At 70.5% G+C, this 13,114-nt stretch carries 13 protein-coding genes; 9 read left to right on the forward strand and 4 right to left on the reverse strand.

Annotated elements, in window-relative coordinates:
- Nucleotides 1-25: 25 nt before the first annotated feature.
- Together ACFY7E_RS10490 and ACFY7E_RS10495 are read right to left on the reverse strand one after the other, a co-directional pair.
- Nucleotides 26-2,287 (reverse strand): (Fe-S)-binding protein, encoded by a 2,262-nt coding sequence (locus tag ACFY7E_RS10490; RefSeq protein ID WP_389482921.1) that lies wholly within the window; start codon nucleotides 2,285-2,287, stop codon nucleotides 26-28.
- A 235-nt stretch (nucleotides 2,288-2,522) separates the two neighbouring features.
- The gene (locus ACFY7E_RS10495; RefSeq protein WP_389482923.1) at nucleotides 2,523-3,053 is read right to left on the reverse strand and encodes a sugar transferase; all 531 of its coding nucleotides are present in this window, start codon (nucleotides 3,051-3,053) and stop codon (nucleotides 2,523-2,525) included.
- Nucleotides 3,054-3,314: 261 nt separating this feature from the next.
- On the opposite strand from ACFY7E_RS10495, the gene dnaK reads away from it, so the two are divergent.
- From dnaK to ACFY7E_RS10515, 4 genes are read left to right on the forward strand one after another with little or no spacing between them, the layout of a single operon-like run.
- Entirely contained in the window at nucleotides 3,315-5,165 is a 1,851-nt protein-coding gene (gene dnaK, locus ACFY7E_RS10500) for a molecular chaperone DnaK (protein WP_389482926.1), read from the forward strand.
- Nucleotides 5,162-5,824, forward strand: coding sequence for a nucleotide exchange factor GrpE (gene grpE / locus ACFY7E_RS10505; RefSeq protein ID WP_383438560.1), 663 nt, complete (start codon nucleotides 5,162-5,164; stop codon nucleotides 5,822-5,824). Before dnaK ends, grpE begins: the two co-directional genes overlap by 4 nt.
- Nucleotides 5,825-5,854: 30 nt before the next feature.
- Nucleotides 5,855-7,027, forward strand: a complete 1,173-nt coding sequence (dnaJ, locus tag ACFY7E_RS10510; protein ID WP_389482929.1) for a molecular chaperone DnaJ — start codon at nucleotides 5,855-5,857, stop codon at nucleotides 7,025-7,027.
- A 3-nt stretch (nucleotides 7,028-7,030) separates the two neighbouring features.
- On the forward strand, nucleotides 7,031-7,474 hold the full coding sequence (locus ACFY7E_RS10515; RefSeq protein WP_383438555.1) for a heat shock protein transcriptional repressor HspR: 444 nt from the start codon (nucleotides 7,031-7,033) through the stop codon (nucleotides 7,472-7,474).
- A 76-nt stretch (nucleotides 7,475-7,550) separates the two neighbouring features.
- On the opposite strand, the gene ACFY7E_RS10520 is transcribed toward ACFY7E_RS10515, so the two are convergent.
- The gene (locus ACFY7E_RS10520; RefSeq protein ID WP_383438552.1) at nucleotides 7,551-8,531 is read right to left on the reverse strand and encodes a helix-turn-helix transcriptional regulator; all 981 of its coding nucleotides are present in this window, start codon (nucleotides 8,529-8,531) and stop codon (nucleotides 7,551-7,553) included.
- Nucleotides 8,532-8,663: 132 nt separating this feature from the next.
- Between ACFY7E_RS10520 and ACFY7E_RS10525 the strand changes: the two genes are divergently transcribed.
- Nucleotides 8,664-8,876, forward strand: coding sequence for a hypothetical protein (locus ACFY7E_RS10525; RefSeq protein WP_389482932.1), 213 nt, complete (start codon nucleotides 8,664-8,666; stop codon nucleotides 8,874-8,876).
- 8 nt (nucleotides 8,877-8,884) lie between these two features.
- Entirely contained in the window at nucleotides 8,885-9,202 is a 318-nt protein-coding gene (locus tag ACFY7E_RS10530; RefSeq protein ID WP_053649837.1) for a (2Fe-2S)-binding protein, read from the forward strand.
- Nucleotides 9,203-9,329: 127 nt separating this feature from the next.
- Here the strand turns inward: ACFY7E_RS10530 and ACFY7E_RS10535 are convergent, their stop codons facing one another.
- Entirely contained in the window at nucleotides 9,330-9,734 is a 405-nt protein-coding gene (locus ACFY7E_RS10535) for a pyridoxamine 5'-phosphate oxidase family protein (RefSeq protein ID WP_389482934.1), read from the reverse strand.
- 146 nt (nucleotides 9,735-9,880) lie between these two features.
- On the opposite strand from ACFY7E_RS10535, the gene clpB reads away from it, so the two are divergent.
- Genes clpB through ACFY7E_RS10550 form a run of 3 tightly spaced genes read left to right on the forward strand, consistent with a single transcriptional unit; the run spans nucleotide 9,881 to nucleotide 13,053 of the window.
- Complete coding sequence (gene clpB, locus ACFY7E_RS10540) at nucleotides 9,881-12,484, forward strand: ATP-dependent chaperone ClpB (RefSeq protein ID WP_389482936.1); 2,604 nt, start codon at nucleotides 9,881-9,883, stop codon at nucleotides 12,482-12,484.
- Between the two features lie 24 nt (nucleotides 12,485-12,508).
- Nucleotides 12,509-12,733, forward strand: a complete 225-nt coding sequence (locus ACFY7E_RS10545; RefSeq protein ID WP_389482938.1) for a hypothetical protein — start codon at nucleotides 12,509-12,511, stop codon at nucleotides 12,731-12,733.
- Entirely contained in the window at nucleotides 12,730-13,053 is a 324-nt protein-coding gene (locus ACFY7E_RS10550; protein WP_389482940.1) for a type II toxin-antitoxin system PemK/MazF family toxin, read from the forward strand. The genes ACFY7E_RS10545 and ACFY7E_RS10550 overlap by 4 nt, the downstream gene beginning before the upstream one ends.
- Nucleotides 13,054-13,114: the final 61 nt, after the last annotated feature.

Here is a 13,114-nt window from a genome sequence, read left to right on the forward strand (position 1 = left end):
GACGGCCGTTCTGCTGATCGGGTGCCTACGCGGCGGGCTCCGGCTCCGGCGCCGGCTCCTCCGCCGGTTCCGGGTCGGCCGGGGTCTTCACCGAATCGAGCAGGAGCTGGGCCACGTCCACGACCGTGACGGACTCCTTGGCCTTGCCGTCGTTCTTCTTGCCGTTGACCGAGTCGGTCAGCATGACGAGGCAGAAGGGGCAGGCGGTGGAGACGATGTCCGGGTTCAGGGACAGGGCCTCCTCGACGCGCTCGTTGTTGATGCGCTTGCCGATCCGCTCCTCCATCCACATCCGGGCGCCGCCGGCGCCGCAGCAGAAGCCGCGCTCCTTGTGGCGGTGCATCTCCTGCTGGCGCAGGCCGGGGACGGCGGACATGATCTCGCGCGGCGGCGTGTAGACCTTGTTGTGCCGGCCCAGGTAGCACGGGTCGTGGTAGGTGATGAGGCCCTCGACCGGGGTCACCGGGATCAGCTTGCCCTCGTCGATGAGGTGCTGGAGCAGCTGGGTGTGGTGGATGACCTCGTAGTCGCCGCCGAGCTGCGGGTACTCGTTGGCGATGGTGTTGAAGCAGTGCGGGCAGGTCGAGACGATCTTCTTCGCCGACTTCGGCTTCTTCGTCGACTCGTCCTCGTCGTCCTCGCCGAACGCCATGTTCAGCATCGCGACGTTCTCCTGGCCGAGCTGCTGGAACAGCGGCTCGTTGCCCAGGCGGCGGGGGGAGTCACCCGTGCACTTCTCCTCGCCGCCCATGATCGCGAACTTGACGCCCGCGATGTGGAGCAGCTCGGCGAAGGCCTTCGTCGTCTTCTTGGCGCGGTCCTCGAGGGCGCCCGCGCAGCCGACCCAGTACAGGTAGTCGACCTCGGTGAGGTCCTCGACGTCCTTGCCGACGATCGGGACCTCGAAGTCGACCTCCTTGGTCCACTCGACGCGCTGCTTCTTCGCCAGGCCCCAGGGGTTGCCCTTCTTCTCCAGGTTCTTGAGCATCGTGCCCGCCTCGGACGGGAACGCGGACTCGATCATCACCTGGTAGCGGCGCATGTCGACGATGTGGTCGATGTGCTCGATGTCGACCGGGCACTGCTCGACGCAGGCGCCGCAGGTGGTGCAGGACCACAGGACGTCCGGGTCGATGACGCCGTTCTCCTCGACGGTGCCGATCAGCGGGCGCTCGGCCTCGGCCAGGGCCGACGCCGGGACGTCCTTGAGCTGCTCCTCGGTGGCCTTCTCGTCGCCCTCCATGGTCTTGCCGCCGCCCGCGAGCAGGTACGGCGCCTTGGCGTGCGCGTGGTCGCGCAGCGACATGATGAGGAGCTTGGGGGAGAGGGGCTTGCCGGTGTTCCAGGCGGGGCACTGCGACTGGCAGCGGCCGCACTCGGTGCAGGTGGAGAAGTCCAGGAGGCCCTTCCAGGAGAACTGCTCGACCTGGGAGACGCCGAAGACGGCGTCCTCGGCCGGGTCCTCCCAGTCGATCTCCTTGCCGCCGGTGGTCATCGGCCGGAGCGCGCCGAGCGCGGTGGAGCCGTCGGCCTTCCGCTTGAACCAGATGTTCGGGAAGGCCAGGAAGCGGTGCCAGGCCACGCCCATGTTGGTGTTCAGCGAGACGACGATCATCCAGATGAACGAGGTGCTGATCTTCACCATGGCGGTGAAGTAGATGAGGTTCTGGAGCGCCCCGAGGCTCAGGCCCTTGAAGGCCAGGACGAGCGGGTACGAGGCGAAGTACGCGGCCTCGTAGTGCTCGACGTGGTGGATCGCGCCCTCCAGGCCGCGGAGCACGTAGATCGCCAGGCCGATGGTGAGGATGACGTACTCGACGAAGTAGGCCTGGCCCGCCTTGGAGCCGGCGAAGCGCGACTTGCGCCCGGCCCGGCCCGGGAGGCTGAGGAGGCGGATCACGATCAGGGCCGCGATGCCGAGGATCGTCATGACGCCGATGAACTCGATGTACAGCTCGAACGGCAGGAAGCCGCCGATCACCGGCAGCGTCCAGTCCGCCTGGAAGAGCTGGCCGAAGGCCTGCGCCAGGGTGGGCGGCAGGGTCAGGAAGCCGACCGCGACGAACCAGTGGGCGAAGCCGACGACGCCCCAGCGGTTCATGCGCGTGTGGCCGAGGAACTCCCTGACCAGGGTCACGCTGCGCTGGTACGGGTTGTCGGTCCGGGTCCCGGCCGGGACGGGCTGGCCGAGCTTGAAGTACCGGACGAACTGGCCGATGGCACGAGCCAGCAGGGCAACGCCGACCACGGTCAGCGTCAGCGACACAATGATCGCGGCGAGTTGCATGACGGGCTCCTCGAGCGGGCCCGCTCAGTGCCTGAGCTGAGCCTACTAAGCGGTAACTTATTTAGTCCGTGCTGAGATTACCCGTTCGCGGCCCGGTGATGCAGGGGCCCTCGCGGTGATCTGTGTCGCTCAGGCAACCCTTGCCGGAGCTCGGGCGACCCCCTGCCGGAGCCGGGACGGCCCCCGCCGGGATGCGAGCGACTCCCGCCGGAGCCGGAGTGGCCCCTGCCCGGGTTCAGGCGATCCTCGCCGGGCGCACCACCGCGCGGCCCGCCGCACGGCGTCTTCGCACTGCTGGAAGCGTACGCGCCAGGACGAGCAGGTCCGTCCCCAGCCAGTGGTGGTCCACATAGTGGAGGTCGAGCAGCTCCCGCTCCTCCCACGGCAGGTCCGAGCGTCCGCTGATCTGCCACGGTCCGGTGAGCCCCGGCCGTACGGAGAGCCGGCGGCTCCCGTCGCCCGCGCACTCCCGGTGGCCCGGGGTCAGCGGGCACGGCCCGACGAGCGACATCCGGCCCGCCACGACGTGCAGCAGCAGGGGCAGCGCGGCCAGCGGGCTCCTGGTGCGGAAGGTCAGCATCGTGAAGGGGCGCCCCGCCAGGCCCGCCACCGTCCGGCGGCGCAGCACCCCGCGGCCGGGGGCCGGTGAGCCGAGCGCGACCGAGAGGGTGACGGCGGCGAACAGCGGGGAGAGGACGGCGAGGAGGGCGAGCCCGCCCAGGACGTCGAAGGCGCGCTTGGCCGTCGTGCCTCTGCCGACCGCCATTCCCTCACATCCTTCCGCGAAAGAATCATGGGATATTCGTGGGATATGCCTGCTTTGCCCGGGAAGGGGTACCCGGACTCTCTCACGGGTCGCCCTTCCGGGAGGGGGAATGACGCGCTCCGCCACCCCTCCGGAGCGGCCCTTTGAGCGGATGGGCGGACGAAGAGTTGAGTCGATCCGACTCAGGTCTGTTGACTCGACAGGGGGAGTCGTGCATCCTTGAGCCAGTACCACTCAAGTCAGTCAGCTGGAGGAATCGAAATGGCACGTGCGGTCGGCATCGACCTGGGCACGACTAACTCCGTCGTCAGCGTTCTGGAAGGCGGCGAGCCCACCGTCATCACCAACGCCGAGGGCGCCAGGACCACGCCGTCCGTCGTCGCCTTCGCGAAGAACGGCGAGGTGCTCGTCGGCGAGGTGGCCAAGCGTCAGGCCGTCACCAACGTCGACAGGACCATCCGGTCGGTCAAGCGCCACATGGGCACCGACTGGAAGATCGAGATCGACGGCAAGAACTTCAACCCGCAGCAGATGAGCGCCTTCATCCTGCAGAAGCTGAAGCGGGACGCCGAGGCCTACCTGGGCGAGAAGGTCGTCGACGCGGTCATCACCGTCCCGGCGTACTTCAACGACTCCGAGCGCCAGGCCACCAAGGAGGCCGGTGAGATCGCGGGCCTCAACGTCCTGCGCATCGTCAACGAGCCGACCGCGGCCGCCCTGGCCTACGGCCTGGACAAGGACGACCAGACGATCCTCGTCTTCGACCTCGGTGGCGGCACCTTCGACGTGTCCCTCCTGGAGATCGGCGACGGCGTCGTCGAGGTGAAGGCCACCAACGGTGACAACCACCTCGGTGGCGACGACTGGGACCAGCGCGTCGTCGACTACCTGGTGACCCAGTTCCAGAACGGTCACGGCGTGGACCTGGCCAAGGACAAGATGGCCCTCCAGCGTCTGCGCGAGGCGGCCGAGAAGGCGAAGATCGAGCTCTCGTCCTCGACCGAGACCACGATCAACCTGCCCTACATCACGGCCTCCGCCGAGGGCCCGCTGCACCTGGACGAGAAGCTCACGCGCGCCCAGTTCCAGCAGCTGACCTCGGACCTCCTGGAGCGCTGCAAGGTCCCGTTCCACAACGTCATCAAGGACGCGGGCATCGCCCTCTCCGAGATCGACCACGTCGTCCTCGTCGGCGGCTCGACCCGCATGCCGGCCGTCGCCGAGCTGGTCAAGGAGCTGACCGGTGGCCGGGAGGCCAACAAGGGCGTGAACCCGGACGAGGTCGTCGCCATCGGCGCCGCCCTCCAGGCCGGTGTCCTCAAGGGCGAGGTCAAGGACGTCCTGCTCCTCGACGTCACCCCGCTGTCCCTCGGCATCGAGACCAAGGGCGGCATCATGACCAAGCTCATCGAGCGCAACACCACGATCCCGACCAAGCGGTCCGAGATCTTCACGACGGCCGAGGACAACCAGCCGTCCGTGCAGATCCAGGTCTACCAGGGCGAGCGCGAGATCGCGGCGTACAACAAGAAGCTCGGCATGTTCGAGCTGACCGGCCTCCCGCCGGCCCCGCGCGGCGTCCCGCAGATCGAGGTCGCCTTCGACATCGACGCCAACGGCATCATGCACGTGACCGCGAAGGACCTGGGCACGGGCAAGGAGCAGAAGATGACCGTCACCGGCGGCTCCTCGCTGCCGAAGGACGAGGTCGACCGGATGCGCCAGGAGGCCGAGCAGTACGCGGAGGAGGACCACCGCCGCCGCGAGGCCGCCGAGTCCCGCAACCAGGGCGAGCAGCTCGTCTACCAGACGGAGAAGTTCCTCAAGGACAACGAGGACAAGGTCCCCGGTGACGTCAAGGCCGAGGTCGAGGAGGCCGTCGCCGAGCTGAAGCAGAAGCTCAAGGGCGAGGACACCACCGAGATCCGCACCGCCACCGAGAAGGTCGCGGCCGTCTCGCAGAAGCTCGGCCAGGCGCTGTACGCCGACGCCCAGGCCGCGCAGGCCGCAGGCGGCGACGCCGGTGCCGGCGCCGGCCAGGCGAAGGCCGACGACGACGTCGTCGACGCCGAGATCGTGGACGACGAGCCCAAGAAGGGTGGCCAGGCGTGACCGAGGAGACCCCGGGCTTCGAGGAGAAGCCCGACGTCCCCTCCGGCGCCACCCCTGACGACGCCGCCGAGGCCGTCGAGGACTCCGCCCAGGAGGACACGACGGCCCCGGCCGGGGACGCAAGCAGCCAGAAGCCGGCCTCCGACGCGGGCCTCACGGCCCAGCTGGACCAGGTGCGCTCCGCGCTCGACGAGCGCACCGCGGACCTCCAGCGGCTCCAGGCCGAGTACCAGAACTACCGCCGCCGCGTGGAGCGGGACCGGGTCACGGTCAAGGAGATCGCCGTCGCGAGCCTCCTGTCCGAGCTCCTCCCCGTGCTCGACGACGTCGGCCGGGCCCGGGACCACGGCGAGCTCGTGGGCGGGTTCAAGTCGGTGGCCGAATCGCTGGAGACCGTCGTCGCCAAGATGGGTCTGCAGCAGTTCGGCAAGGAGGGCGAGCCCTTCGACCCGACGATCCACGAGGCCCTGATGCACTCGTACGCGCCGGACGTCACCGAGACGACCTGCGTGGCGATCCTGCAGCCCGGGTACCGGATCGGCGAGCGGACCATCCGGCCCGCGCGCGTGGCCGTCGCCGAGCCCCAGCCGGGCGCGGCCCCGGCCAAGGACGAGAAGAAGTCGGCCGACGAGGAGAGCGGTGCCCCCGAGGAGGGGTGACGCAACGATCGTCCGGAAGGAGGGACGTCGATGAGCACGAAGGACTTCGTCGAGAAGGACTACTACAAGGTCCTCGGCGTCCCCAAGGACGCCACCGAGGCCGAGATCAAGAAGGCGTACCGGAAGCTCGCCCGCGAGAACCACCCGGACGCCAACAAGGGCGACACCAGGGCCGAGGAGCGCTTCAAGGAGATCTCCGAGGCGAACGACGTCCTCGGTGACCCCAAGCGGCGCAAGGAGTACGACGAGGCCCGCGCGCTCTTCGGGAACGGCGGCCTCCGGGCCGGCGGCCCCGGGGGCGGCGGCTCGTTCAACTTCGACCTGGGCGACCTCTTCGGAGGCGCCCAGGGCGGGGCCGGCGGCTTCGGCGGTGGCGGCGGCATCGGGGACGTCTTCGGCGGCCTGTTCAACCGCGGCGGGGGCGGCCCCCGCACCCAGCCGCGGCGCGGTCAGGACGTCGAGTCCGAGGTGACGCTCAGCTTCACCGAGGCCATCGAGGGCGCGACCGTACCGCTGCGGATGTCCAGCCAACAGCCGTGCACGGCGTGTTCGGGCACCGGCGACAAGAACGGCACGCCCCGGGTGTGCCCGACCTGCGTCGGCACCGGGCAGGTCTCGCGCGGCAGCGGCGGCGGCTTCTCGCTCACCGACCCCTGCGTGGACTGCAAGGGGCGCGGCCTCATCGCCGAGACCCCCTGCGACGTCTGCAAGGGCAGCGGCCGGGCCAAGTCCTCGCGCACCATGCAGGTCCGCATCCCGGCCGGCGTGAGCGACGACCAGAAGATCCGGCTGCGCGGCAAGGGCGCGCCGGGCGAACGCGGCGGGCCCAACGGCGACCTGTACGTCGTGGTGCACGTCGACGCCCACCCGGTCTTCGGCCGCAAGGACGACAACCTCACCGTCACGGTGCCGGTCTCCTTCACGGAGGCGGCGCTCGGCGGCGAGATCAAGGTGCCGACCCTCGGCGGCCCCGCGGTCACCCTCAAGCTGCCCGCGGGCACGCCGAACGGCCGGACCATGCGCGCCCGGGGCAAGGGCGCGGTCCGCAAGGACGGCACGCGCGGCGACCTCCTCGTCACGGTCGAGGTCGCCGTGCCGGAGGAACTGGACGACAAGGCACGCGAGGCCCTGGAGACCTACCGCGAGGCGACCGCCTCCGAGGACCCCCGGGCCGAGCTGTTCCAGGCCGCGAAGGGAGCGTGACCCGTGGACGGACGCCGACGCAATCCGTTCGAACTGACCGACGAGTCGCCGGTGTACGTCATCTCGGTGGCGGCCCAGCTCTCCGGTCTGCACCCCCAGACCCTGCGTCAGTACGACCGGCTCGGCCTGGTCTCCCCGGACCGCACGGCGGGCCGGGGACGGCGCTACTCGGCCCGTGACATCGAGCTGCTCCGCCAGGTGCAGCAGCTGTCGCAGGACGAGGGCATCAATCTGGCCGGGATCAAGCGCATCATCGAACTGGAGAACCAGGTCGCGGCGCTCCAGAGCCGGATCGCCGAGCTGTCGGCGGCCGTGGACGGCGCGGCGGCGGCGATGCGGCAGCGCGAGGCCCAGGTGCACGCCTCGTACCGGCGCGACCTCGTGCCGTACCAGGACGTGCAGCAGGCGAGCGCGCTGGTGGTCTGGCGCCCCAAGCGCGGGGAGTAGCCCCGCCGTTCCCGAAACCCCGTGAGGCCCCCTCCGCACCCGTGGAGGGGGCCTCACGCGTGCCGCCGGACAGGCCCTAGTCGTCCTGGTCGAGGATGCCGGACTGGGCGATGAGGTAGCCGAGCTGGGCCCGGCTGCCGCTGCCGAGGGTGGCGGCGAGCTTGGCGATGTGGGCCCGGCAGGTGCGCACGTTCATCCCGAGCCGGCGGGCGATGGCCTCGTCCACGTGCCCCTCGACGAGGAGCCGGGCGATGGAGCGCTGGACGCCGCCGATGCCGTCGGTCTTGACGTCGTACGGGATCTCCTCCCGGATCGGCACCGCCAGGCGCCAGAACTGGTCGAAGACGCCGCAGAGGTAGGCGACCAGGCCGGGGTGGCGCAGCTCCAGGGCGATCTGCCGGTCGCTGCGGGCCGGGATCAGCGCGACCTCGCGGTCCACGATGATCAGCCGGTCGATGATCTCCTCCAGGGTGCGGACCTGGACCTCGGGGCCGACGTGCTCCAGATAGGCCAGGGTGAGCTCGGTGTGGCGCGCCGTGTGCTGGTAGAGGGTGCGCATGCTGATGCCGCGGCCCAGGAGCGGCGAGACGCGGTGGAGGGCCGCGGTCAGGGCCTGGGCGGGGCGGCCGCCGCCGGGCTGGACGGTCAGCAGTTCGCTGCGGCAGTCGGCGACGACCCGGTCGAGGGTCGCGTTGATGCGGTCGATGCCCTCGAGCACGGTGATGGCGTGCGTGGTCGGTGAGTCGTGGGCGCTGATGGCCATGAAAGGCTCGAAAGCGTCCGACAGGGCGACGGTGCGCCGGCGCCGGTCGAGGATCTCGCGCTCGATCGGCTGGAGGAGCTGGGCGAGGGCGGCGGAGGGCGGAACCGGACGCAGCCACTGGGCGTCGTCGGGATCGGGGTGGAGCAGCGAGAGATCGAGGAGGCAGGGCGCCCCGACCGCCTCTGACCGGGGTATTCGCCCCGCCCGCAGTGCGGACGCGTACAGCTCGGAGCCTGCCGCGCAGAGCTCCGCGTGCGAATGAGGGTGACCCGTCTCGTCCGCTTGTTTCCCCATATGTACACCCCCAGGCTCCTGCATCTCAGGAACATGATGCATGGGTTTGGTGGTGGAAGCGGAGAGAGTAAGCCATCGTCTTTCTCGCGGGGGTTGGAAAGAGACGTTGCCTTCAAGTGAGGTTGCTCGGTGATGATGAAGAAGCTCATAAGTGCGGTGGCCGGAGTCGCCTTCATCGCGGCTGTCGCAGTGGGGGCCGTGGGAGTGACCCCGGATCCCGGTTGGAACACGGAGCCGGCCGGCGTCCGGGCCGCCGTGAACGACCCGGGCTGGCACGCCGAGCCGGCCCTCGCGAGCGACCCGGGCTGGCACGTGGCCCTCGCCGCCGATCCCGGCTGGAGTTAAGCGGGATCATGAACGTTCCCGATGACCCCAGGTTCCGGCGAGAGATGGCTTCGGCCTACCGGTCCGGCTGGCACTTCGTCGATCTCGCCACGGCCATCCCCCACCGTGGTGACTCGCTGAAGGTCACCCTCTTCGGAGAGCCGATCGTCGTCGCACGGGAGCAGGACGAGGACGTCCGCGCCTACCGGTGCCTGCGCCGCCCGCGCGGAGCGCCGCAGCCCATCCGCTGTGCCATCCGGTACGGCATGATCTTCGTCAACCTCGACCAGCGGGACCACCAGCTGATCGAACCCGAGACCATCACCGCCACCCCCCGCAGTGCCTGAGCGATCCCCCCGTCGTTGTAGGTCGCCCAGGTACTTCCCCCACACAGCGGCGCCATCGCGGACCTGAAACGCGATGGCGCCGCTGTGCTGCGCCCGTGCTTCTCTCCGGGCCTCCCCCCCCCCCGCGTCAGGCGCGGCCCATCGCCCGGGTGAGGGCGATCTCGATCACGACCCGGTCCGGGTTCGGGGTCGGCGTGCGGCCGTAGCGCTCCGCGTAGCGGGCGACGGCGTCCGCGACGGCCTCCGGCTCCGTACGGATCCGGGCGACGCCCTCCAGGGTGGCCCAGCGCCCCTTGTCGACCTGGCAGACCGCGACCCGCGCGCCCCCGCCGCCCGCCGCCAGGACGTTGGCGACCTTCCGGCTGTTCCTGTTGGTGATCACGCGCGCGTACCCGCCCTCGGGGTCGTACGTGACGCCGACCGCGACCACGTGCGGGGTGCCGTCCGGCCGCGGGGTGGTCAGGGTGCACATGTGGTACTCGCGCCAGAAGCGGAGATACGCGTCGCCGGGGTTCCTGGGATCCGTTGCCATGCCCGGAAACTACCCCGGGAGAACTCCGTCCCCCGACTTGAGCGGTATCGACTCAACTTTGTGTACTCTTGAGGAGTCACAGAAGTCGTGGAGTGGATCCGTACGGGATCCACGAGGCACCCGTACGCCGAGGAGGAGCACCGCACATGGACGCCGAACTGACCAACAGGAGCCGGGACGCGATCAACGCGGCCACCGGCCGGGCCGTGTCCGGGGGGCACCCGGACCTGACCCCGGCCCATCTGCTGCTCGCCCTCCTCGCCGGTCAGGACAACGAGAACATCACCGACCTGCTCGCCGCCGTCGAGGCCGACCAGGCGGCCGTGCGTTCCGAGGCCGAGCGGCTCCTGGCCGCCCAGCCGAGCGTCGCCGGCTCCACGGTCGCGCCCCCGCAGCCCGACCGCGAGCTGCTCGCGGTGGTCGCGGACGCGGCGCGGCGGGCCGAGGAGCTCGGGGACGACTTCGTCTCCACCGAGCACCTCCTCGTCGGTGTCGCCGCCGAGGGCGGCCGGGCCGGTGAGATCCTCGACCGGCAGGGCGCGGGCGCCAAGAGGCTGCTGGACGCCTTCGAGACGATCAGGGGAGGACGCCGGGTGACCACACCCGACCCGGAAGGGCAGTACAAGGCGCTGGAGAAGTTCGGCACGGACTTCACCGCCGCCGCGCGCGAGGGCAAGCTGGACCCGGTCATCGGCCGCGACCACGAGATCCGGCGCGTGGTCCAGGTGCTCTCCCGCCGCACCAAGAACAACCCGGTCCTCATCGGCGAGCCCGGCGTCGGCAAGACCGCCGTCGTCGAGGGCCTCGCCCAGCGGATCGTGAAGGGCGACGTCCCCGAGTCCCTCAAGAACAAGCGGCTGGTCTCGCTCGACCTCGGCGCGATGGTCGCCGGCGCGAAGTACCGCGGCGAGTTCGAGGAGCGCCTGAAGACCGTCCTCTCCGAGATCAAGGAGAGCGACGGCCGGATCATCACCTTCATCGACGAGCTGCACACGGTCGTCGGCGCGGGCGCCGGCGGCGACTCCGCCATGGACGCGGGCAACATGCTCAAGCCGATGCTGGCCCGCGGCGAGCTGCGGATGGTCGGCGCCACCACCCTGGACGAGTACCGCGAGCGGATCGAGAAGGACCCCGCCCTGGAGCGCCGCTTCCAGCAGGTCCTGGTCGCCGAGCCGACCGTCGAGGACACCGTCGCGATCCTGCGCGGCCTCAAGGGCCGGTACGAGGCCCACCACAAGGTGCAGATCAACGACTCCGCCCTGGTGGCCGCCGCGACCCTCTCCGACCGGTACATCACCTCCCGCTTCCTGCCCGACAAGGCCATCGACCTCGTGGACGAGGCCGCCTCCCGGCTCCGCATGGAGATCGACTCGTCCCCGGTCGAGATCGACGAGCTCCAGCGCTCCGTGGACCGGCTCCGCATGGAGGAGCTGGCCCTGAAGAACGAGACGGACGCGGCGAGCAAGCAGCGTCTGGAGAAGCTGCGGCGCGACCTCGCGGACCGCGAGGAGGAGCTGCGCGGCCTCACCGCCCGCTGGGAGAAGGAGAAGCAGTCCCTCAACCGGGTCGGCGAGCTGAAGGAGCGCCTGGACGAGGCCCGCGGCCGCGCCGAGCGCGCCCAGCGCGACGGCGACTTCGACACCGCCTCCAAGCTGCTGTACGGCGAGATCCCGGCCCTGGAGCGGGAGCTGGAGGAGGCGTCCGAGGCCGAGGCCCAGCAGGAATCGGCCAAGGACACGATGGTCAAGGAGGAGGTCGGCCCCGACGACATCGCGGACGTGGTCGGCTCCTGGACCGGCATCCCCGCCGGCCGCCTCCTGGAGGGCGAGACGCAGAAGCTGCTCCGCATGGAGGACGAGCTCGGCAAGCGGCTCATCGGCCAGTCCGAGGCCGTCCGGGCCGTCTCCGACGCGGTGCGCCGCACCCGCGCCGGGATCGCCGACCCCGACCGGCCCACCGGCTCCTTCCTCTTCCTCGGCCCGACCGGCGTCGGCAAGACCGAGCTGGCGAAGGCGCTCGCGGACTTCCTCTTCGACGACGAGCGGGCCATGGTCCGCATCGACATGTCGGAGTACGGCGAGAAGCACTCCGTCGCCCGGCTCGTCGGCGCGCCCCCCGGCTACGTCGGCTACGAGGAGGGCGGCCAGCTCACGGAGGCGGTCCGCCGCCGCCCGTACAGCGTGGTCCTGCTCGACGAGGTGGAGAAGGCGCACCCGGAGGTCTTCGACGTCCTGCTCCAGGTCCTGGACGACGGCCGGCTGACCGACGGACAGGGCCGGACGGTGGACTTCCGCAACACCATCCTGATCCTGACCTCGAACCTGGGCAGCCAGTACCTGGTCGATCCGGCAACCTCGGAGGACGTGAAGAAGCAGCAGGTCCTGGAGGTCGTGCGGGCCAGTTTCAAGCCGGAGTTCCTCAACCGGCTGGACGACCTGGTGGTCTTCTCGGCCCTCGACCGGGCCGAGCTGGGCCGGATCGCGCGGCTCCAGATCGACCGCCTCGCCAAGCGGCTCGCCGAGCGGCGCCTCACCCTGGACGTCACCCCGGAGGCCCTGGAGTGGCTGGCCGACGAGGGCAACGACCCGGCGTACGGCGCCCGCCCGCTGCGCCGCCTGATCCAGACGGCGATCGGCGACCGGCTCGCCCGGGAGATCCTGGCGGGCGAGGTCCGCGACGGCGACACGGTCCGGGTGGACCGGTTCGAGGACGGTCTGATCGTGGGGCCGAGCACCGGCGAGACCCTGTAACACGTTTTGCGTTGCGCTGCCTCCGTGGGAACTCTGAACGTCCGCACGGACGCGTCCATGGAGGCGGCCATGAGGGCGCTCGCGGAGGAGTTCGGCTCGCGCAGCGAGGCCGTGCGCTACGCCCTCCTGCGCACCTACAAGGAGCGGCTGATCGAGCAGGCGAAGTCCGACGCGGCCCGCGTGGCCGCGGACCCCGACGACCAGGCCGAGATGCTGGCGATCCAGCGCTTCATGGGGGTCGCCGAGTGATCTTCCGGGGGGCGATCGCCGAGATCCGGCAGCTCCCCGGCGCCCGGGGGCACGAGCGGCAGGGCAACCGCCACGCCGTCGTGATCCAGTCGGACCAGTTCGCGACCTCGACGGTGACGGTCGCGATGACGTCGACCGGCGCCGCGCCGACGGTCTACCGGCCGGAGATCGAGTTCGACGGCCGGACGGCACGGATCCTCACCGACCAGATCTACTCCGTCGACCCGGCCGCCCGCTTCGGTGCCTTCAAGGGCGCGCTCGACGCCGACGAGCTGAGGGACCTCGACCGGGCCCTCATGCTCAAGCTCGGCCTCTTCTGACGGCCCGGGGTTGCCACAACAGCCCCGGGATGGGAGAGGATGGCGAGCATCCGTACGAAGG

The organism is Streptomyces sp. NPDC012825 (assembly GCF_042900925.1).
GTDB lineage: Bacteria > Actinomycetota > Actinomycetes > Streptomycetales > Streptomycetaceae > Streptomyces.